This window comes from Pseudomonas sp. PDM20 (assembly GCF_014852575.3).
GTDB lineage: Bacteria > Pseudomonadota > Gammaproteobacteria > Pseudomonadales > Pseudomonadaceae > Pseudomonas.
Map to the genome: position 1 here is coordinate 5087576 of NZ_CM181224.1, position 19133 is coordinate 5106708.

18 protein-coding genes are annotated in these 19133 nt (G+C 65.3%); 7 read left to right on the plus strand and 11 right to left on the minus strand.

All coding sequences use genetic code 11. The annotated features are described in order from the left end of the window. Positions 1 to 24 precede the first annotated feature (24 nt). Entirely contained in the window at positions 25 to 861 is an 837-nt protein-coding gene (locus tag IB261_RS23405; protein ID WP_192381047.1) for a M23 family metallopeptidase, read from the plus strand. Then, positions 861 to 1250: a ribosomal maturation YjgA family protein gene (locus IB261_RS23410; protein ID WP_192381046.1), complete on the plus strand. Its 390-nt coding sequence runs from the start codon at positions 861 to 863 to the stop codon at positions 1248 to 1250. The genes IB261_RS23405 and IB261_RS23410 overlap by 1 nt, the downstream gene beginning before the upstream one ends. On the opposite strand, the gene IB261_RS23415 is transcribed toward IB261_RS23410, so the two are convergent. The 5 genes from IB261_RS23415 to IB261_RS23435 all read right to left on the minus strand — a co-directional run bounded on the left by IB261_RS23415 (position 1231) and on the right by IB261_RS23435 (position 6526). Beyond that, on the minus strand, positions 1231 to 1773 hold the full coding sequence (locus IB261_RS23415) for a GNAT family N-acetyltransferase (RefSeq protein ID WP_151188081.1): 543 nt from the start codon (positions 1771 to 1773) through the stop codon (positions 1231 to 1233). The genes IB261_RS23410 and IB261_RS23415 overlap by 20 nt on opposite strands. After that, positions 1773 to 2279, minus strand: a complete 507-nt coding sequence (locus IB261_RS23420) for a copper chaperone PCu(A)C (protein ID WP_081515939.1) — start codon at positions 2277 to 2279, stop codon at positions 1773 to 1775. Before IB261_RS23420 ends, IB261_RS23415 begins: the two co-directional genes overlap by 1 nt. A 138-nt stretch (positions 2280 to 2417) precedes the next feature. Beyond that, positions 2418 to 3788 carry a PepSY-associated TM helix domain-containing protein gene (locus tag IB261_RS23425; protein ID WP_192381045.1) on the minus strand — a complete coding sequence of 457 codons (1371 nt, stop codon included), beginning with the start codon at positions 3786 to 3788 and terminating at the stop codon, positions 2418 to 2420. A gap of 53 nt (positions 3789 to 3841) precedes the next feature. Further along, positions 3842 to 5953 (minus strand): TonB-dependent copper receptor, encoded by a 2112-nt coding sequence (locus IB261_RS23430; protein WP_192381044.1) that lies wholly within the window; start codon positions 5951 to 5953, stop codon positions 3842 to 3844. Between the two features lie 105 nt (positions 5954 to 6058). Next, positions 6059 to 6526 carry a DUF2946 domain-containing protein gene (locus IB261_RS23435; protein WP_192381043.1) on the minus strand — a complete coding sequence of 156 codons (468 nt, stop codon included), beginning with the start codon at positions 6524 to 6526 and terminating at the stop codon, positions 6059 to 6061. A gap of 400 nt (positions 6527 to 6926) precedes the next feature. On the opposite strand from IB261_RS23435, the gene leuA reads away from it, so the two are divergent. From leuA to IB261_RS23455, 4 genes are all read left to right on the plus strand, one after another. Beyond that, the gene (gene leuA / locus IB261_RS23440) at positions 6927 to 8597 is read left to right on the plus strand and encodes a 2-isopropylmalate synthase (protein WP_192381042.1); all 1671 of its coding nucleotides are present in this window, start codon (positions 6927 to 6929) and stop codon (positions 8595 to 8597) included. Between the two features lie 83 nt (positions 8598 to 8680). Continuing rightward, complete coding sequence (locus IB261_RS23445; protein WP_081515947.1) at positions 8681 to 9163, plus strand: hypothetical protein; 483 nt, start codon at positions 8681 to 8683, stop codon at positions 9161 to 9163. 260 nt (positions 9164 to 9423) lie between these two features. Next, entirely contained in the window at positions 9424 to 10791 is a 1368-nt protein-coding gene (locus IB261_RS23450; RefSeq protein WP_192381041.1) for a spinster family MFS transporter, read from the plus strand. An 81-nt stretch (positions 10792 to 10872) separates the two neighbouring features. Beyond that, complete coding sequence (locus IB261_RS23455; protein WP_192381040.1) at positions 10873 to 12111, plus strand: OprD family porin; 1239 nt, start codon at positions 10873 to 10875, stop codon at positions 12109 to 12111. 53 nt (positions 12112 to 12164) lie between these two features. Here the strand turns inward: IB261_RS23455 and IB261_RS23460 are convergent, their stop codons facing one another. Then, entirely contained in the window at positions 12165 to 12497 is a 333-nt protein-coding gene (locus IB261_RS23460; RefSeq protein WP_081515953.1) for a DUF5629 family protein, read from the minus strand. Positions 12498 to 12631: 134 nt separating this feature from the next. On the opposite strand from IB261_RS23460, the gene IB261_RS23465 reads away from it, so the two are divergent. Further along, positions 12632 to 13585 (plus strand): aldo/keto reductase, encoded by a 954-nt coding sequence (locus IB261_RS23465; protein ID WP_192381039.1) that lies wholly within the window; start codon positions 12632 to 12634, stop codon positions 13583 to 13585. 153 nt (positions 13586 to 13738) lie between these two features. On the opposite strand, the gene IB261_RS23470 is transcribed toward IB261_RS23465, so the two are convergent. From IB261_RS23470 to IB261_RS23490, 5 genes are all read right to left on the minus strand, one after another. Next, positions 13739 to 14533: an amidohydrolase gene (locus IB261_RS23470; protein ID WP_192381038.1), complete on the minus strand. Its 795-nt coding sequence runs from the start codon at positions 14531 to 14533 to the stop codon at positions 13739 to 13741. Beyond that, entirely contained in the window at positions 14521 to 15669 is a 1149-nt protein-coding gene (locus tag IB261_RS23475) for a pyridoxal phosphate-dependent aminotransferase (RefSeq protein ID WP_192381037.1), read from the minus strand. Before IB261_RS23475 ends, IB261_RS23470 begins: the two co-directional genes overlap by 13 nt. 81 nt (positions 15670 to 15750) lie before the next feature. Then, positions 15751 to 17238 (minus strand): ribosome biogenesis GTPase Der, encoded by a 1488-nt coding sequence (gene der / locus IB261_RS23480; protein ID WP_081515961.1) that lies wholly within the window; start codon positions 17236 to 17238, stop codon positions 15751 to 15753. 83 nt (positions 17239 to 17321) lie between these two features. Further along, the gene (gene bamB / locus IB261_RS23485) at positions 17322 to 18464 is read right to left on the minus strand and encodes an outer membrane protein assembly factor BamB (RefSeq protein ID WP_081515963.1); all 1143 of its coding nucleotides are present in this window, start codon (positions 18462 to 18464) and stop codon (positions 17322 to 17324) included. A 1-nt stretch (position 18465) separates the two neighbouring features. Continuing rightward, positions 18466 to 19110 carry a YfgM family protein gene (locus IB261_RS23490; RefSeq protein ID WP_081515965.1) on the minus strand — a complete coding sequence of 215 codons (645 nt, stop codon included), beginning with the start codon at positions 19108 to 19110 and terminating at the stop codon, positions 18466 to 18468. Positions 19111 to 19133 lie beyond the last annotated feature (23 nt).

Consider the following 19133-nt stretch of genomic DNA (forward strand, 5'->3'; position numbering starts at 1 on the left):
GCCGACACGTCCACGGATAGCGCCATGCTTCGAATTTCCTGCCTGCTCCTCGCCGCCCTGTTCACCCTGACCGCCCACGCCGAAGGCTTCATCAGCCGCACGCTGAACAAGCCGGTGCCCGGCGGCGTCGCCGTCGTCCAGCTGGGCCAGGACGCCGCCGTGCCGACCGCCACCTACCAGGGCAAACCGGTGCTGGTGGTACGCGAAGAAGGCCGCGACTGGATCGCCATCGTCGGCATCCCGCTGACCACCAAGGCCGGCAGCCAGCAGATCGCCGTGAAGCAGGCCGGCGCCAGCCGCAACCTCGGCTTCAGCGTGGGCAACAAGCACTATAAGGAGCAGCGCATCACCTTGAAGAATACCCGCCAGGTGAACCCGCTGCCCGAAGACCTCAAGCGCATCAACCGCGAGCTGGCCGAGCAGACCGCCGCCTACCGCAGCTTCAGCCCCGGTACACCGAGCAACCTGGTGCTGGACAAACCGGTCAACGGCCCGCTCTCCAGCCCCTTCGGCCTGCGCCGCTTCTTCAACGGCGAGGAGCGCAATCCGCACTCCGGGCTGGACTTCGCCGTGCCCGCCGGCACCCCGATCAAGTCACCGGCCGCCGGCAAGGTGATCCTGATCGGCAACTACTTCTTCAACGGCAACACCGTGTTCGTCGACCACGGCCAGGGCTTCATCAGCATGTTCTGCCATATGTCGAAGATCGACGTGAAAGTCGGCGATGCGGTTCCGCGCGGCGGCGTGGTCGGCCGCGTCGGCGCCACCGGCCGCGCCACCGGGCCGCACATGCACTGGAACGTCAGCCTGAACGACGCCCGCGTCGACCCGGCGATCTTCATCGGCGCGTTCAAGCCCTGATGCGGCTTCGCTTCGATGGACGCAGCGCCCTCTTCGCGCTGCTCTGGTTCGCCGTACTGGTCTGGCTGGCCACGGCCGGGGCGCACCTCGGCTGGTTGCGCGGCTTCGGCGGCGACGTGCTGGCGGTGATCTGGCTGTACTGCCTGCTGCGCACAGCTATCGATGCTCCTGCCCACTGGCTGGCCGCTGCGGCGCTGGGCTGTGGATTGATCATCGAGCTCGGCCAGTACCTCGCCGCGACCTTCCACTGGCAGATAGGCAACCGCGCGCTGCGCATCGTGCTCGGCGCCACGCCGGACTGGCTGGACGTGCTGGCCTACTGCATCGGCTTCGTGCTGATCCTCGCGGCACGGCAGACGCGCCTGGCCCTCAGGCCAGCGGGTAGCTGAAGAACAGCGCCATCTCCCCGGGCAGCACCTGCGCGGGATCGTAGAGATCGGTGGACAGCCCGCTGAGGGCGAAGCCGCGGGAGCGGTAGAAGCCCACCGCCGGCAGGTTGAGGTTCTGGGTTTCCAGCCACAGGTGGCGCGCCTCGGTGCTGCGCGCCCAGTCAAGGCAGCCTTCCAGCAATTGCCGGCCGACGCCCTGGCCGCGCGCATCGGCGAGGACGAACAGGTCGTCCAGCACCGCGCGGCGATTCCAGATTTCGTAGCGGGCGATGGCAAAGCCCAGCCGCTCGCCTTCCTCGTCGACGACCACGGCGGTCCAGTCGGCCGCCGTGACGTCGTCCTTCAGGTCGGCGAAGGGATAGCGCTTGGTCTGCGTCTCGGCCAGACGCTCCTCGCGCAGGATGAAACCATCGGCGGCGCTCTCGATCCGCAGGATCGAGTCGCTCGAGTAGCTGCCGTCGAAACCCAGCAGCCACTCGCCGTCTTGCGCCCACACCAGCGGGCGCAGGAGCCGGTCGCTCATCAGTTCATCTGCATGCCGTGCATGTCGTGGCCCATGTCGGTGCCCCCCTCTGCTCCTTTAGAGAGTGGAGCTTCCTTCTGCACCGCGACCTCGACCTTCACATCGCCGGCCTTCTGGAAATGCAGGGTCAGCGGGAAGCGCTCGCCGTCGGCCAGCGGCTTCTTCAGGCCGAACAGCATCAGGTGGTACTGGCCGGGCGCGAAGACGATCTTGCCGCCGGCGGGGATATCCACGCCCTCGACCTTCACCATCTTCATCATGCCGTCCTTCTCCACGTGCTGGTGCACCTCGGCGCTGGCAGCACGGTCGGTGTCGGCACCGAGCAGGCGGTCCGCCTCCTTGCCGTGGTTCTGCACGATGAAGTAGGCGGCGCCGTTCACCGAGTTGGCCGGCAGCAGCAGCGACCAGGGGTGGTCGATGTGCAGGTTGCCGGCCTCGTATTCGTGGGCCATGGCGGCGCCGGAGAAGCCCAGCAGGACAGCGAAAGCAAGCAGGGTTTTACGCATGTTCGAGACTCCAGTTGGCTTGTGATCAGGTCCGCCGCAGCGGCGGGAATCCATCGGGCCGCGGGCGCAATGATCGCGCCGCAGCATAGCCTGCCTCGCGGCAGGCGTCAGGGTGGAAGCACGTTCCACCCGCAACTCTCAACTCAAGGCCGGGCTGCGCGGCTTGATCCGCGACAGCACCGCCCAGTCCAGCGCCCAAACCAGCAACAGCGACGCACCCACCAGCGGGAAGGCGACGCCGAGGATGACCATGATCGCCACCCCGCCCTTCCAAACCGGTAACGCATGGGGCATCGGCGGCACACCAAGGCGCCCCTGCGGGCGGCGCTTCCACCAGATCCACAGGCCGCTGACGGCGCTGAGCAGGATCATCAGGCAGACAGCGAGCATGAGCAGCTGGTTGAACAGACCGAACATCTTGCCTTCGTGCAGCATCACGCCGGACTCGACACCCTTGGCCACCAGCCCGTAGTCCTTCCAGCGCACGTCGGCGAGTACCTTGCCGGTGTACTGGTCGATGTGCAGGGTGGCGTCGTTGCGCGAGTCGTCAGCGAACACCGAAACGGTGAACACGCCCTGCTCGCCCTTGGGCAGGGCGATGGCGTAGCCCGGCGTCACACCAGCCTGGTTGGCGGTATCGACCACCTGCTGCAGGCTGATCTGCGGCATCGCCATACCGCCGGAGCCGTGAGCCATGTGCTCGGCGTGGGCGCCGCCGGACATCGGCATCGGGGTGTTTTCCATGGCCCAGGGGATGGTCTGGCGATGCGCGTCATTGAGCGTGCGCGCCTCCAGGTCCGACTTCGGCACCTCGTTCCACATGGGTGCCGGGAAGCGGTTCCACACGTCGGCGAAGGTCTTGCCCCAGAAGCCGGTCCAGGTCATCCCGGTGAGCAGCATGAAGAGCATCAGCAGCGAACCCCAGAAGCCGACCACCACGTGCACCTCGCGCCACAGCGCGCGGCCGCGACGCGACAGGTCCGGCCACAGCAGCACCCGCAGCGAACGCTGGCGCGGCCACCACAGGTACAGGCCGGACACCACCAGCACGATGCCCCAGCCGGCAGCCAGCTCGATCAACCGGTCACCGACGGTGCCGATCATCAGCTCGCCGTGCAGCGCGCGGGCCATCGCCTGCAGGTTGGACTTGCCGTCCTGCACGCCGAGCAGCTTGCCGCTATAGGGATCGACGAAGGCGTTCACCTCGCGTCCATCCAGCTGCGCGACGAACTGCGCGCTGCGGTCGGCGGCCGGCGCCGGCAGGTACTGGCTGACCTGCAACTGCGGGTTCTGGTGATGCAGGTGCATCAGTTGCTCGTCGGCAGACAGCCGCACCTCACCCGGCTTCACCTGCAACAGGTCGCTGTACATCAGCGGGTCGAGCTGCGGCTTGAACAGGTAGATGATCCCGGTGATCGACAGCAGGATCATGAACGGCGCGACGAACAGCCCGGCATAGAAGTGCCAGCGCCAGGCCAGGTTGTAGAAATCGAATGTCTTCTTCTGCATTCGTTGATCTCCTCACGCAAGGAGGCCCCCGACTGGCGGGGGCCGGTCGGGCTTCAGAACGAGAAGTCCACTTTGGTCCAGAACGTACGTCCCGGTTCGTGGATCAATTCGGGATCGTTGGCCGGGTAACCGAAGCCGGCGTTGCCCGCCAGGTTCAGGTGCTCGGCGTAGTCCTTGTCGAACAGGTTGTCGACGCCGGTGCTGACCTTGAGGTTCTTGCTCAGCTTGTATGCGCCATTGAGCGAGAAAACGGCGAAGCCGGGGCTTTCATCGAAGTCGTAACCGACCACATTGCCCTGGTTCTCGGCGATCCGGCCCTGGTGCGCGACCACGCGCCAGAGTCCGCCGGCGCTCCAGTCGCCTTCCTCGTAGGTCAGGCCGAAACGCGCTTCCAGCGGCGGCATCTGCGGCAGCGCAGTGTCGTCGGTGGTGTTCTTGCCCCAGGCGTAGGCCAGGGTGCCGTCGGCGGTCCAGTTGCTGGTCAGCGCGTAGGCCGCGCCCAGTTCGCCTCCCATGATGCGGGCATCGACGTTCCGCGCCTGGGAGGTGCGGCCCATCATGCCGCCGGGCATGTAGTCGAACAGGATGTAGTCGCGGATCACACCGACGTAGCCCGAGGCCCAGGCCTTGAGCTTCTCGTCCTCGTACTGCGCGCCAAAGTCCAGCTGGGTGGTCTTCTCCGGCTTGATGCTGTCGAAGGCGTTGACCGAGCCGGTCGGGCCCTTGTCCGGGGAGAACAGCTCCCAGTAGTCGGGGAAGCGCTGCACGTGGCCGAGGCCGACGTAGAGAGTGGTCGGCGTGTCGGCCAGGTCGTGCTCGTAGCGGGCGAAGCCGCTGGGCAGGGTATCGGCGCGGGTGTCGTCGGCGGTGGGATTGGGCATCGCCATCATCCCAGAGCCGGTGCTCTGCCGGTAATCCTTGACCGAGGCGCGGTCCAGGCGTGCGCCGGTGATCACCCGGTCGCGGTCGGCGGCGTACCAGGTCAGCTCGCCGAAGGCGCCGTAGTTATGGAACACGGCGTCCTTGTCCCACGGCTGCTCGTCATAGGTGTTGATGCCCATGCCACTGCGTTCGCGGTGTTCGTTGGTCTGTGCATCGACGCCGGTGATCAGCTTGAAATCGTCCCAGCGCCAGGTGGCGGCCAGGCGCCCGCCGAGGGTGCGGCGGTCGACGTTGGAGGCCATGGGGCCGGCCATCATGCCGGTGCCCGAGGGCGTGCGCAGGCTGTAGTTGTCCATCACGTGGTCGGCGTAGTTGTAGTAGACCTGCGCCTCCAGCTTGTCGAGCACGCCGCCGATGTTGGACTTCTCGAAGCGCAGGCCGAGGCTTTCGCGCTTGAATTGCGAGCCGTCCATGCCGCGCCCGGCGTAGCGCGCCTCGCCATCGCCCTTGCCGGCGGTGAGTTCGACCAGGGTGTCGGCGTCCGGCGTCCAGCCCACGGCCACGTCGCCGTTCCACTTGTTCCAGCGCGAGGGCACGGTGTTGCCGCTGCCGTCTTCGTAGTCATCGGACTGCGACTTGTTGCCGGTGAAACGCAGGTAGCCCTCGGGGCCACCGGCGGCGGCGTCCAGCACGCGGTCGAAGCGGCCGTTGGAGCCGGCGGTGAGGCTACCGTTGACGCGCATGCCCAGCTCGCCGAAGCGCTCCGGCTCACGGTCGAAACGGATGGTCCCGGCCGAGGCACCGGGGCCCCAGATCACGGTCTCCGGGCCCTTGACCACGGTGAGCTTGTCGTAGGTTTCCGGGGAGATATAGGAGGTGGGCGCGTCCATCCGTGCCGGGCAGGCACCGAGCATGGTGCTGCCGTTGGTGAGGATGTTCAGGCGCGAGCCGAACATGCCGCGCAGCACCGGGTCGCCGTTGGTGCCGCCGTTACGGATGGCGGAGAAGCCAGGGATGGTCTTGAGGTAATCGGCGCCGTCGCTGGCGGGGATCGGCTGGCGTGGCTGCTTGGGGTCGGTGACCACGGTCAGCGGCGAACTCTGCGCCACGGCGGTGATGACGCTGGGGGCCAGTTCGGTAACCGACGCATTGGTGGCGTGCGCCGAGTGATCTTCTTCCTCGGCCAGCACAGGGACGGCAGTGAAACCGCCAAGGGCGGTCAGCGCGCACAGGGCGCGCAGGCCGACGGCAGTTTGCCGACGGCGCAGGGGCATGCGGGTCATTCCATGAATTCCATGATCGGTGATGACGCCCGCTCCACGCGTACTCGCACGGCGCGCAAGCGAATGCAGGCATCCGCGCCGGGGTCGGGGAATCGGGATTGCGGGTCAGCCGATCAGGAACGGGGGTGCGCGGGAGCGGGCGCCGGGGAAGACCGGCGAGGCGGGAATGCGGGACGAGACGAACTGGGCGGCGGGCGCGCCGATGGCGGGCAGGCCGTGGTCGATCACGACCGGCGGCGGCGTCAGCGGCGGGCTGTGGATCAGCAGGCTGCAGTAGCCGCACTTCTCCATGAAGGCGTCGGCGGTGAGCGGCTGCTCGCCGTGGGAAACCGGGGCGGCATGATGGTCCGCAGCACGCTGGCTGTCGGAGCAGTGCATGTCCTCCATGCCGGACATGTCGTGGGACATGGCCTTCCCATGCTCCATCGGCATAGCACTCATGGACACGACGTGATCCATGGGCATGGCGTGATCCATCGGCATCGACTGGGAGACCAGTGGGCCGACATAGATCATCAGCATGGCGAACAACGCCAGCCAGGTGCCTACGCCTTGTCGTGTACGACGGGTCACGAAATGTCCTTGCGGATGGAGAGTTCCCACCTGGGGCGGGTCCGCAATGATCGCACGGAGTGATAAAGCTTCGCTGCGGCACGAAGACGCAGAATCAGTTAAGCACAGCGATAAGCTTCAGGATAAATTGCTGAAAATGCCAATTCTCGACAATTAATTATCGATAAAAAGACTTGAAAGACTATTCCTACCAAATTTTTCCAAATGCTTGCCATTGGTCTCCCAGGCCTTTAGCTTGGCACTCATGAAAACCGCACACACCCTCATTCTGCTTCGCCAACACGCCTGCCTGCGCCTGGTCAGCCCGCGACTGCGTGGCTGAGCCCCCCTCCCCCGGTTCCGCCTCATTCAGATTTTTATGCGCAGGCCCCGCAGGCCGCAGAGAACAAGGATTCCGCTCATGAGCATGTTGAAAGACCCGTCGAAGAAATACCGCGCCTTCACCCAGATCACCCTGCCCGACCGCACCTGGCCGGACAAGATCATCGACAAGGCGCCGATCTGGCTGTCCACCGACCTGCGCGACGGCAACCAGTCCCTGATCGAGCCGATGGACGCCGAGAAGAAGATGCGCTTCTTCAAGTGCCTGGTTCAGGTCGGCCTGAAGGAAATCGAAGTGGGTTTCCCGTCCGCCTCGCAGACCGACTTCGACTTCGTCCGTGAGCTGATCGAGAACGACCACATTCCCGATGACGTCACCATCCAGGTGCTGACGCAGGCCCGCGACGACCTCATCGAGCGCACCTTCGAGTCCCTGAAGGGCGCGAAGAAGGCCATCGTCCACTACTACAACGCCTGCGCACCGAGCTTCCGCAAGATCGTCTTCAACCAGGACAAGGCCGGCGTAAAAGCCATCGCCGTGGCCGCCGGCCAGACCATCAAGCGCCTGGCCGAAGCCGCGCCGGAAACCCAGTGGGGCTTCGAGTACTCGCCGGAAGTGTTCAGCTCCACCGAGACCGATTTCGCCGTCGAGGTGTGCAACGCAGTGATCGACGTGTTCCAGCCGACCCCGGCCAACCGTCTGATCCTCAACCTGCCCGCCACCGTCGAGTGCGCCACCCCGAACAACTACGCCGACCAGATCGAGTGGTTCGGCCGCCAGATCAACAAGCGCGACAGCGTGCTGCTGAGCCTGCACACCCACAACGACCGTGGCACCGGCGTGGCCGCTTCGGAACTGGCCCTGATGGCCGGCGCCGACCGCGTCGAAGGCTGCCTGTTCGGCAACGGCGAGCGCACCGGCAACCTCTGCCTGGTGACCATGGCGCTGAACATGTACACCCAGGGCATCGACCCCGAGCTGGACTTCTCCGACATCGACGCCGTGCGCAAGGTGGTGGAAGAGTGCAACCAGATCCCGGTGCACCCGCGTCACCCGTACGTCGGCGACCTGGTCCACACCGCCTTCTCCGGCTCCCACCAGGACGCCATCCGCAAGGGCTTCGCCCAGCAGAAGGAAGACGCCGTGTGGGAAGTACCGTACCTGCCGATCGACCCGGCGGACATCGGCCGCAGCTACGAAGCGGTGATCCGTGTGAACAGCCAGTCCGGCAAGGGCGGCATCACCTTCCTGCTCGAGCAGGAATACGGCATCAGCCTGCCGCGCCGCATGCAGATCGAGTTCAGCCAGGTGGTGCAGAACGAGACCGACCGTCTCGGCCTGGAAATGACCGCCGAGCAGATCTACACCCTGCTGCAGACCGAGTACCTGCAGGCCGTTTCCCCGTTCGGCCTGAAGAACTACCGCCTGCAGGAAGAGAACGGCGTCTGCGCCATCGACATCGACGTGACTCACAAGGGCGAACAGCACCGCTGGCACGGCAAGGGCAAGGGCACCCTGGAAGCCCTGGTCGCCTCGCTGCCGGTGGACGTCGAGATCATGGACTACAACGAGCACGCCATCGGCGCCGGCACCAATGCCCGCGCGGCCGCCTATATCGAACTGCGCGTCGAGGGTGGTCGTTCGCTGCACGGCATCGGCATCGATGAAAACATCACCACCGCGAGCTTCCGTGCGCTGTTCAGCGCCCTGAACCGCGCCGTGACGCTGGGCCACGCGAAAGCCGCGTAAGCCGCGATCGCACTGCTAAGCTGCAACTCTCGCTGCCCCGGCCGCTCACGCGTCCGGGGCAGTTTCTTTCAAGGAGCGAAAACATGAGCGACATGCCGCAGGAAAACCCCTTCCAGACTCCCGCTGCCGTTCTCCAGGACGCGGCAACTACCGCCACGGGCGAGCCGCTCTACCGCCTGGCCGCCGTCGGCATCGCCACCTTCTTTGGCACGCCCCTGGCCGGCGCCTGGGTCATTGTGCAGAACCTCAAGGCGCTCGGCCGCAGCCACGAATCCCGCAACATCTGGCTGATGGGCATCGGCTTGACCCTCGCCATCTTCGTCATCGGCTACTTCCTGCCGGAAAACACATCCGGTACGCCCATCGCTGTCGGCAGCGTCGTCGGCATGTACTACCTCGCCAAGCAGACCTTCGGCGTCGCCGTGGAGCGCCACCTCGCTGCTGGCGGCCAGTGGCGCTCGAACTGGCGCGCATTCGGCATCAGCCTGCTGTTCCTGCTTGCCGTCGTCGCGGTGATCCTCGTCGTCTCGTTCTTCCTGGTCTACGTCCTGGGCGTAGAGCTCTGATTCCCGCCTAAAGATTCCCCCTAGTCCCCTAGGGGGTAGTCTCCGCAATGCTGGTACTCGCCCCGATTACCCCTGCCTCGCCCCTTCCCTAGTCTTGCGTGCACTGCCGTGAAAACGGCAGGCAAACAAAAAACCGTGTCACGCAATCAGACACATTCGGCTGCCCCTGCCTTGCGTACAGAGGCGCCTGGTTACCTACAACAACAACGAGCTCGACGTGCTTGGCCATCTGCCTTCACCCGCTTCAGGAGCCAGTAACCGTGAACCCGCAATCCCACCCGAAATCCGCCCGTAATTCGCGTTATTCCTGGTATGTCGTCGTGCTCTGCATGGTGGCGTACATCTTTTCCTTCGTTGACCGGCAGATCCTTTCGCTGATGATCGAGCCGATCAAGGCCGACCTGCAGATCAGCGATACCCAGTTCAGCCTGCTCAGCGGGCTGGCCTTCTCGCTGTTCTACGCCTTCATGGGCCTGCCCATCGCCTATCTCGCCGACCGCTCCTCGCGGGTGAAGATCATCGCCATCGGCGTGGCCTTCTGGAGCATCGCCACCGCCGCGTGCGGGCTATCGAAGAACTTCCTGCAGATGTTCCTGGCGCGCATGAGCGTCGGCGTCGGTGAAGCGGCGCTGACGCCGGCAACCTACTCGATGCTCGCCGACCTGTTCCCCAGGGAGAAACTCGGCCGCGCGCTGGGGCTGTACTCCATGGGGGCGTTCCTCGGCGGCGGCCTGGCCTTCCTGGTCGGCGGCTATGTGATCGAGGCGCTGCGCGACGTGCCGGCCATCGACCTGGGCTGGCTGGGCCAGGTGCGCTCCTGGCAGATCGCCTTCTTCATCGTCGGCCTGCCCGGCGTGCTGGTGGCGCTGCTGATCGCGCTGACCATCCGCGACCCGGCGCGCAAGGAGGTGAACCCGCAGCACAAGGCGACCATCGGCGACGGCCTGCGCTTCCTGCGCCGCCACCGCGCAACCTTCACCTGCCACTACCTCGGCTTCTCGTTCTTCGCCATGTGCCAGTACGCGCTGATGGGCTGGGCGCCGGCCATGTACATCCGCCAGTACGGCCTGACGCCGCTGGAGGTGGGCTACATCCTCGGGGGCATCCTGCTGGTGCTCAACACCGCCGGGGTGTTCTGCGCCGGCTGGCTGGTGGATGTGCTGCAGAAGCGCGGGCGCAGCGACGCGGCGATGATCAGCGGCATGCTCGGCGTGGCCTGCACCATTCCCTTCGTCATCGGTTCGGTGACAGCGAGCAGCCTGCAGCTGTCGGTGCTGCTGATGGGCCCGGCGATGTTCTTCTGCGCCTTCTGCATCTCCACCTCGGCGGCCGCCATGCAGGTGCTCACGCCCAACCGCCTGCGCGCGCAGGTGTCGGCGCTGTTCCTGCTGGTCTCCAACCTGATCGGCCTGGGTGTCGGCACCACCCTGGTGGCGCTGCTTACCGACCACTACTTCAAGGACCCGAAGGCCGTCGGCTCGTCCATCGGCATCATCGTCACCCTCGCTGGCCTGCTCTGCCTGTGGCTGTTCGGCAACGGGCGCAAGCACTTCCGTCGCAGCCTGGGCCAGGAGCAGACGGCCCAGCCTGAAACCGTGCCGCTGGACAGCGCCGCCACCGCGAACTGATCGCGCCCGCCTCGACAAGACGTACGCCCGTTCGCCGGCGTGGCGCCCAGCGCCCCGGTGAACGGCGCCCAGGAGATGACGATGTTCCGTAATCGCTTTGCCGGCGCGCTGCTCTGCAGCGCGCTGATGCCCCTCTGCGCGCAGGCCGACCTGATCGACGACAGCCGCCTGGACACCACCCTGCGCAACTTCTACATGCTGCGCGACTATCGCCAGGACAACGCTCCGCAATCCCAGGCCGGCAGTTGGTCCCAGGCCGTGCTGGCGCGCTTCAGCTCAGGCTTCAGCGAAGGCACCATCGGTGTCGGCGTGGACTTCACCGGTTTCTACGCCTTGAAGCTCGACGGCGGCGCCGGCACCAGCAACGACAGCAACCTGCCCTACGACCGCACGACGGGTGAGCCGGTGGATGACTTCAGCCGTGGCGGCGCCACGCTCAAGCTGCGCTATTCGAAGACCACGCTGAAGGTCGGCCTGCTGGAGCCGCGCCTGCCGGTGATCTTCCAGGATGACGTGCGCGTGCTGCCGCAGACGTTCCAGGGCGTGATGCTGGAGTCGAAGGAGTCGGATCGCTTCAAGTTCACCGCCGCGCAACTCTGGAACACCAGCACCCGCGCCTCCAGTGACCGCGAGTCGTTCTACCTGGCCACCCGCCCCGCCAGCCAGGACAGCAACAAGCTGAATCTGGGCGGCGTCGATGCGCAGTGGACGCCCGGCCTGTCTACCAGTTACTACTTCGCCCAGCTCGAGGATATCTACGACCAGCACTACGTCGGCGCCAACTTCAAGCAGCCGGTGGGCGAAAATACTGCGCTGCTCGGCACCCTGAGCTACTTCCACAACGAGGAATCCGGGCAGGCGCTGGCCGGGCGCATCGACAACCGCGCCTATGGCGCGCGACTCGGCGTGAAGCACGGCGGCCACATGCTTTCGGCCACCTACCAGCGCATGCTTGGCGAAGACATGTTCCCCATGCTGCTGGGCAACACACCACAGCCGTACCTGGTCAACTGGGTCACCAATGGCGGTTTCTTCTGGGCGCAGGAGCGCTCCTACCAGCTGCGCTACGACTATGACTTCGCCAGCCTCGGCGTGCCGGGCCTGACCCTGATGACGCGCTACACCAAGGGCACCGACATCTCGCGACCGGGCCAGAGCGACGGTCACGAATACGAGCGCGATACCGATGTGGGCTACACCATTCAGAGCGGCCCGCTGAAGACGCTGTCGTTCCTTGTGCGCACCTCCACGGTCCGCAGCAGCTACGCCAGCGACTACGACGAAGTGCGCTTCATCACCAGCTACCCGCTGGCGTTCTGAAACCCGAAATGAAAAAGGCCCCTCACGGGGCCTTCTTCGTTGTCAGGAGACGCTTACTCATCGTCGCCGCTGGCGGCGACTGCGCCAAGGCAGCACAGTCGGTGCTGCTGGTCGCCGGCCTGCAGCAGCCAGGTCTCGTCTTCGGCCTGATAGCTGGCCTCCATCACCTGGTTGTAGCTGAAGCGCCACTCGCGGCGGTCGCGGCCATCGATGGACTCGATCTGCAGCACCACGTCTTCGCTGGCGAAGGGCTGGTCGGCGTGGGCAGCGGCGTCGGCCTGGTCCAGCAATGCCTCGTTGAGCTCGAACTGCCAGGCGTGCAGACCGTCGATCAACAGCATGTCGGCGGTTTCCAGCTGGTCCAGCAGATAGGGAGTCGTGGTCATGACGGGCACTCGGCAATTGGGCTGGCCGCCATGATAGACCAGCTGGCGTACCGCTGCCGGCCAATCCGCCCCGCGGCGGCGGGCAGCACGTCTACACTGAGGGTTCCCGCACACCCGCTGAGGAGTCAAAGCAGATGCGTACACGCGAACTCGGACAATCGGGCCTGAAGATTCCTGCGCTGGTCTTCGGCGGCAATGTGTTCGGCTGGTCCTCCGACGAGGCGACCTCGTTTCGCTTGCTGGACGCGCTGCTCGACGCCGGGCTGAACTGCATCGACACCGCCGACGTTTACTCGCGCTGGGTGCCGGGCCACGAGGGCGGCGAGTCGGAAACCCTGATCGGCAAGTGGCTGAAGAAGACCGGCAAGCGCAACCAGGTGATCATCGCGACCAAGGTCGGCATGGACATGGGCAACGGCCACAAGGGACTGTCGGCGGTGTACATCGAGCAGGCACTGGAGCGCTCGCTCAAGCGCCTGCAGACCGACTACATCGACCTCTACCAGTCCCACTGCGACGACCCGCACACTTCGCTGGAGGAAACCATGGGTGCCTTCGCCGAGGCGGTGGAGCGCGGCAAGGTACGGGTGATCGGCGCCTCCAACTTCGACGCCAAGCGCCTGCGCGAAGCCCACGAGCTCTGCACCCGCTTGAAGCTGCCGCAGTACCAGAGCCTGCAGCCCAATTATAACCTCTACGACCGTGCCAACTACGAGACGCAGCTGGAGCCGACGGTGCAGCAACTGGGCCTGGGCGTGATCAATTTCTACTCCCTGGCCGCCGGCTTCCTCACCGGCAAGTACCGCCGCGAGGACGACCTGGGCAAGAGCAGCGTGCGCGGCTACAAGGTGAAGAACTTCATGAACGAGCGCGGCTTCGCGATCCTCGATGCACTGGAGGAAGTGGCCGGCGAACTGAATGCCACGCCAACCCAGGTCGCACTCGCCTGGCTGATGGCCCGCCCGAGCATCACCGCGCCGATTGCCAGTGCGTCGAAGCTGGAGCAGTTGCCCGACCTGATCGCGGCGGTGGAGCTGAAGCTCAGTGACGAGGCGATCCAGCGGTTGAATTCCGCCAGCGCCTACTGAAGAAGTCACGGGAAAACTGACCGTAGGATGGGTGGAGCGCAGCGATACCCATGCTGTCAGCGCTGCAATTGATGGGTATCGCTTCGCTCCACACCATCCTACTTGGAGACTCCCTGCAGGAGCGCGCCAAAGCCCGCCCTCCAGGGAAATCCGTTACGCCCGGATATCGAACTCGTCGGCGTCGAGGTTCGCCGGAAAGCGCTCGCGGTAAGCCGCAAGCTCCGCTGCGCTCAGGGCAATCTGGAAGACCCCGTCGGCATTGCCGGCGGCCAGCAGGTTGTCTCCCTGGAAATCGAGCACCTGGCTATCGCCGGAATAGGCGTGGCCCTTGCCATCTTCACCGACACGATTGACCGCCGCGACATAACAGAGGTTCTCGATAGCCCGGGCCGGCAGCAGGCGATTCCAATGCTGGCGGCGCGCAGCCGGCCAGTTGGCGGTATAGAGCAGCAGGTCGGTGTCCTTCGCGTCGCGGCTCCAGACCGGGAAGCGCAGGTCGTAGCAGACCAGCGGGCGAATCCGCCAGCCCTTCCATTCCAGCAGTACCTGCTGGTCGCCCGGCGTGTAGTGCTTGTGCTCGCCAGCCATGCGGAACAGGTGGCGCTTGTCGTAATGCTGCATCTCGCCCTCCGGGCGTGCCCAGAGCAAACGGTTGCGATGACTTCCGTCAGCGGTGCGGATAATTACGCTGCCACAGACCACGGCATCGAGCCGGGCCGCCTGCTCGCGCAGCCAGGCGTAGGTCGCGCCCTCCTCCGCCTCGGCCAGCGCCTCGGAATCCATGGAAAAGCCGGTGGTGAACATCTCCGGGAGGATCACCACGTCTGCGCCACGGGCGCTTTCCAGCAACGCCTCGAAGCGCTCGCGGTTGGCCTTGGCGTCGTGCCAGACCAGGGTGGTCTGCACGAGGGCGAGCTTGAGGTCGGCCAGTTGAGTCAGATCGCGCATAGTCGTTCCGCTGCCTGGCGCAGCGTCTCCTCTTTCTTGGCGAAGCAGAAGCGCACCAGACGCGCGTCCGCCGGAGCCTGCTGGTAGAACACCGAGACCGGAATGGCAGCCACGCCGTGTTCGGTGGTCAGCCATTCGGACATGGCGATATCATCGAGGTCCGGGCGAATCGCCGAGTAATCGACCACCTGAAAGTAGGTTCCGGCGGCACGCTGGAAGGTGAAACGCGAGCCTTCCAGCAGATTGCAGAACAGGTCGCGCTTGGCTTGGTAGAAACCCGGCAGCTCGCGCAGGTGCTCGGGATGAGCAGCCATGAAGTCGGCCAGCGCCCATTGTAGGGGCGTCACGCCGCAGAAGTTCACGTACTGGTGGATCTTGCGCATCTCCGCCGACAGCGCCGGTGGCGCCACCACGTAGCCGGTCTTCCAGCCAGTGACGTGGTAGGTCTTGCCGAAGGAGCTGATGACGAAAGCGCGCGGATACAGCTCGTCATGGGCCAGCACGCTGGCGTGCTGCACACCGTCGTAGATCAGGTGCTCGTAGACCTCGTCGCTGATCACGTAGATCTCGCGATCGCGGATCAGCTCGGCGAGGCGATCCAGGTCGGCACGGTCGATCAGTGCGCCGCTGGGGTTGTGCGGACTGTTGAGGAAGATCAGGCGCGTGCGCGGGGTGATGGCATCGGCCAGGCGCTGCCAGTCGATACGGAAGTCCGGCTGGCTCAGCGCAACATGCACGCAACGGCCGCCTGCCAGTTCGACGGAAGGCTCGTAGCTGTCGTAGCAGGGGTCGATGACGATGGCTTCGTCGCCGGCGCGAATCAGCGCCTGTACCGCACAGAAGATCCCTTCGGTCGCACCGGGGACGATGGTCACTTCGGCGTCGGCGCTGACATTGCGGCCATAGAGGCTCGCGACCTTGATCGCGACCTGTTCGCGCAGCGCCGGCAGGCCGGTCATCGGGCTGTACTGGTTATGCCCGTCCATGACATGGCGGGCGACCGCTTCGAGCAGCGGTGCGGGGCCGGGGAAGTCCGGGAAGCCCTGGGAGAGATTCAGCGCTCCGCTTTGCGCGGCGAGCTGGGACATGCGGGTGAAGATGGTGGTGCCGACATTCGGCAGTTTGCTGGTAAGCATGGCGTGACTACAGGCTGCAGGCGATGAGTGGGAAGTCCCTACTCTATCGCCTGCGGCTTGCGGTCTAAAGCCTGACAGACGTTATTTACGTTTGTCCTTCTTCTTCTTCTCCGCCTTCTTGTGGTGCGACATCAGGCGGCGCTTCTTGTTGACCTGGCGATCGGTGAGCTGGGTCTTCTTGCCCTCGAACGGGTTGTCACCGCCCTTGTACTCGATGCGGATCGGCGTACCGACCAGCTTCAGCACGCGGCGGAAGGTCTTCTCCAGGTAGCGGGTATAGGCCTTGGGCACCGCGTCCACCTGGTTGCCGTGGATCACGATCAGCGGTGGGTTGGCGCCCCCCAGGTGCGCGTAGCGCAGCTTGATGCGGCGGCCGTTGACCATCGGCGGCTGGTGGACCTGGATGGCGTCCTCGAGGATCTGCGTGAGCTTGCTGGTGGGCCAGCGGGTCACGGCGGAACGGAAGGAGTCCTGCACCGACTTGTACAGGTGGCCGACGCCGGTGCCGTGCAGCGCGGAAATGAAGTGGATGTCGGCGAAGTCGGCGAACATCAGCCGGCGCTCGAGCTCGGTCTTCACGTAGTCGCGCTCGGCCGATTCCATGCCGTCCCACTTGTTCAGCGCGATGACCAGCGCACGGCCGGTCTCCAGCACGAAGCCGAGCAGGTTGAGGTCGTGCTCGACCACGCCTTCGCGGGCGTCCATGACGAAGATGACCACGTTGGCGTCCTGGATCGCCTGCAGGGTCTTCACCACGGAGAACTTTTCCACCGCTTCGAAGATCTTGCCGCGGCGGCGCACGCCGGCGGTGTCGATCAGGGTGTACTTCTCTTCGTTGCGCTCGAAGGGGATGTAGATGCTGTCGCGGGTGGTGCCGGCCTGGTCGTAGACGATCACTCGCTCTTCACCGAGCATGCGGTTCACCAGCGTGGACTTGCCGACGTTGGGGCGACCGATGATGGCGATCTTGATGCCATCCTTCTCGCTCGGGCCGGGGATGCGCTTGGCTTCCTCGCCTTCAGCGACTTCTTCCATCTCGCCGGGCAGGTCGTTGTCTTCCGGCGCTTCCGGCTCGGGAGCGAACATCTCGCCCAAGGCTTCCTGGAGCATCTGGGTGATGCCGCGGCCGTGGGCGGCGGCGATCGGGATCGCATGCCCCAAGGCCAGCGGGCTGAACTCGGCGCGGGCGATGTCCGGATCGACGGTGTCGACCTTGTTGGCCACCAGGTAGGTGCGCTTGTTCTTCTTGCGCAGGTGCTCGCCGATCATCTCGTCTGCGGCGGTGAGGCCGGCGCGGGAGTCGACCATGAACAGGACGGCATCGGCCTCTTCGATGGCCTGCAGCGACTGCTCGGCCATCTTGGCGTCGATACCCTCTTCGTCACCGGAAATACCACCGGTATCGATGACGATGAACTTCTTGCCCTGCCACTTGGCCTCGCCATACTGGCGGTCTCGGGTCAGACCTGCGTACTCGGCGACGATGGCGTCGCGGGTGCGGGTCAGGCGGTTGAACAGGGTGGACTTGCCGACGTTCGGGCGGCCCACCAGGGCTATTACGGGAACCATGCGGCTCTCCAGGAAATTTGATTTTCAGAAAACACGACGGCCGCTGCCGTTTTTCACGGCAGCGGCCGGCAGTAACACTCAGCTTAGCGAATCGTGTAGGCGGCCAGCTTACCGCTGTTGCCGAACACGTACATCCAGCTGCCGACTACCAGCGGGCGAACCCGCACGCCGTCACCGTCGACCTTCTCGCGGCCAACGAAACGACCGTCCACCTGGCTCAGCAGGTGCACGTAACCTTCCAGGTCACCAACGACCACGTTGCTCGACAGCACGGCCGGAGCGGACAGCTGGCGGCGAGCCAAGGCGTCGTTGCTCCACAGCGAGGACGAACCACGGGAATCGAGGCTTTCGACGGTGCCGCTGGACTGGCTGATGAACACGCTGCCGGTACCTTCGGCGACGCCGACGTAGCTGGAAGCTTCACGCTGCCAGAGTACGCGGCCGGTGCCTACGTCCAGCGCCGCAGCGCGGCCCTGGTAGCTGGCGACATAGAGAACGTTGTCGACCAGCAGCAGGCCGCCGTCGATATCCACGACGCGGTCCAGCTCGGAACGGCCCTGAGGAATCGCAACGCGCGCTTCCCAGACCGGCAGACCACGCTCCACGTCCACCGCAACGACCTTGCCGCTGGCCAGACCGGCCAGGGCCAGACGGCCCGCGATCAGCGGAGCGCCAGTGCCGCGCAGGGTCAGCACCGGTACGGTACCTTCGTAGATCCAGCGCTGGTTGCCGGTGGAGGCGTCGAAGCCGATCAGCTTGTCGTCCTGGGTCTGCACCACCACCACATCACCGTTGGTGGCCGGGGCAGCCAGCACTTCGCTGGTGACCTTGGCGCGCCATTTCTGCTCGCCCGAACCGGAATCCAGGGCGATCACGTCGCCACGCAGGGTACCCAGCAGGACCATGCCGCTGCCCACACCGACGGCGCCGGAGATCGGCAGATCGAGGTCTTTCTTCCACAGCACTTCGCCGGTTTCGCGCTGCATGGCCATGACGCGGCCTTCGGCAGACGCGGCGTAGATGGTCTGGCCATCCACGGCGGGCTCGAGCAGGTTGTACAGGTCGCCCTGGCCGTCACCGACCGAACGGCTCCACTGTTTCTCCAGGCGGACCTCTTCCTTGAAGTCGGTCAGCTCGGCCGGTGGCAGTTCTTTCTTGCTATTGCTGCTGCAACCCACAGCCATCAGGGTCAGTGCCAGCAGTGCAACGTGTTTCCAACGCAACATCTCAGGCGTCTCCCTTGGCCAGGTCGTCGAGTTTCATCTGCAGGGCGCCAACGGCAGCGTCTTCCGGCAGGGCAGCCTTGGCCTTTTCGTAGGCGACACGGGCGTCGTCGTTGCGCTTGAGCTGCAGCAGCAGGTCGCCGCGCAGTTCTTCGCGAGTGGCGACGTAGGCCTTGTCGACGTTGCCGTCGAGCAGCTTCAGACCGTCTTCGGCCTTGCCCTGGGCAGCCAGGACACGTGCCAGGCGCTGGCGCGCCAGCTCGCCGAGGGTGGCGTCAACCGGCTTGTCGACCACGGCCTTGAGCTCGAGGACGGCGTCATCCAGCTTGCCGCTGTCCACCGCAACCTTGGCGACGAACAGGCGGCCGTACTGGGCGTACGGAGTGCCGGCGAAGTCGGTGTTCAGCTTGCCAGCGAGCTCGGCGACCTTGGCGGTGTCGGGCTTGCCGGCCGGGTTCAGCGCGGTTTCCAGCAGGGCCTGGTAAATGATCGAGGCGCCCTGAGACTGGTTGTTCTGGTACTTTTTCCAGGCCTGCCAGCCAAACACCACGATCAGCGCCAGAGCGGCGCCGGTCAGCAGGGGCATGCCGTTACGCTGCCACCAGTCCTTGATGTCAGCGATCTGTTCTTCTTCGGTACGGTTACTCACCCCAATACTCCTATCCGCTCGAT

Coding starts and splice junctions, on each gene's coding strand:
- IB261_RS23405 (WP_192381047.1), top strand. CDS start 25: ATGCTTCGAATTTCCTGCCTGCTCCTCGCCGCCCTGTTCACCCTGACC.
- IB261_RS23410 (WP_192381046.1), top strand. CDS start 861: ATGCGGCTTCGCTTCGATGGACGCAGCGCCCTCTTCGCGCTGCTCTGG.
- IB261_RS23415 (WP_151188081.1), bottom strand. CDS start 1,773: ATGAGCGACCGGCTCCTGCGCCCGCTGGTGTGGGCGCAAGACGGCGAG.
- IB261_RS23420 (WP_081515939.1), bottom strand. CDS start 2,279: ATGCGTAAAACCCTGCTTGCTTTCGCTGTCCTGCTGGGCTTCTCCGGC.
- IB261_RS23425 (WP_192381045.1), bottom strand. CDS start 3,788: ATGCAGAAGAAGACATTCGATTTCTACAACCTGGCCTGGCGCTGGCAC.
- IB261_RS23430 (WP_192381044.1), bottom strand. CDS start 5,953: ATGACCCGCATGCCCCTGCGCCGTCGGCAAACTGCCGTCGGCCTGCGC.
- leuA (WP_192381042.1), top strand. CDS start 6,927: ATGAGCATGTTGAAAGACCCGTCGAAGAAATACCGCGCCTTCACCCAG.
- IB261_RS23445 (WP_081515947.1), top strand. CDS start 8,681: ATGAGCGACATGCCGCAGGAAAACCCCTTCCAGACTCCCGCTGCCGTT.
- IB261_RS23455 (WP_192381040.1), top strand. CDS start 10,873: ATGTTCCGTAATCGCTTTGCCGGCGCGCTGCTCTGCAGCGCGCTGATG.
- IB261_RS23460 (WP_081515953.1), bottom strand. CDS start 12,497: ATGACCACGACTCCCTATCTGCTGGACCAGCTGGAAACCGCCGACATG.
- IB261_RS23465 (WP_192381039.1), top strand. CDS start 12,632: ATGCGTACACGCGAACTCGGACAATCGGGCCTGAAGATTCCTGCGCTG.
- IB261_RS23470 (WP_192381038.1), bottom strand. CDS start 14,533: ATGCGCGATCTGACTCAACTGGCCGACCTCAAGCTCGCCCTCGTGCAG.
- IB261_RS23475 (WP_192381037.1), bottom strand. CDS start 15,669: ATGCTTACCAGCAAACTGCCGAATGTCGGCACCACCATCTTCACCCGC.
- der (WP_081515961.1), bottom strand. CDS start 17,238: ATGGTTCCCGTAATAGCCCTGGTGGGCCGCCCGAACGTCGGCAAGTCC.
- bamB (WP_081515963.1), bottom strand. CDS start 18,464: ATGTTGCGTTGGAAACACGTTGCACTGCTGGCACTGACCCTGATGGCT.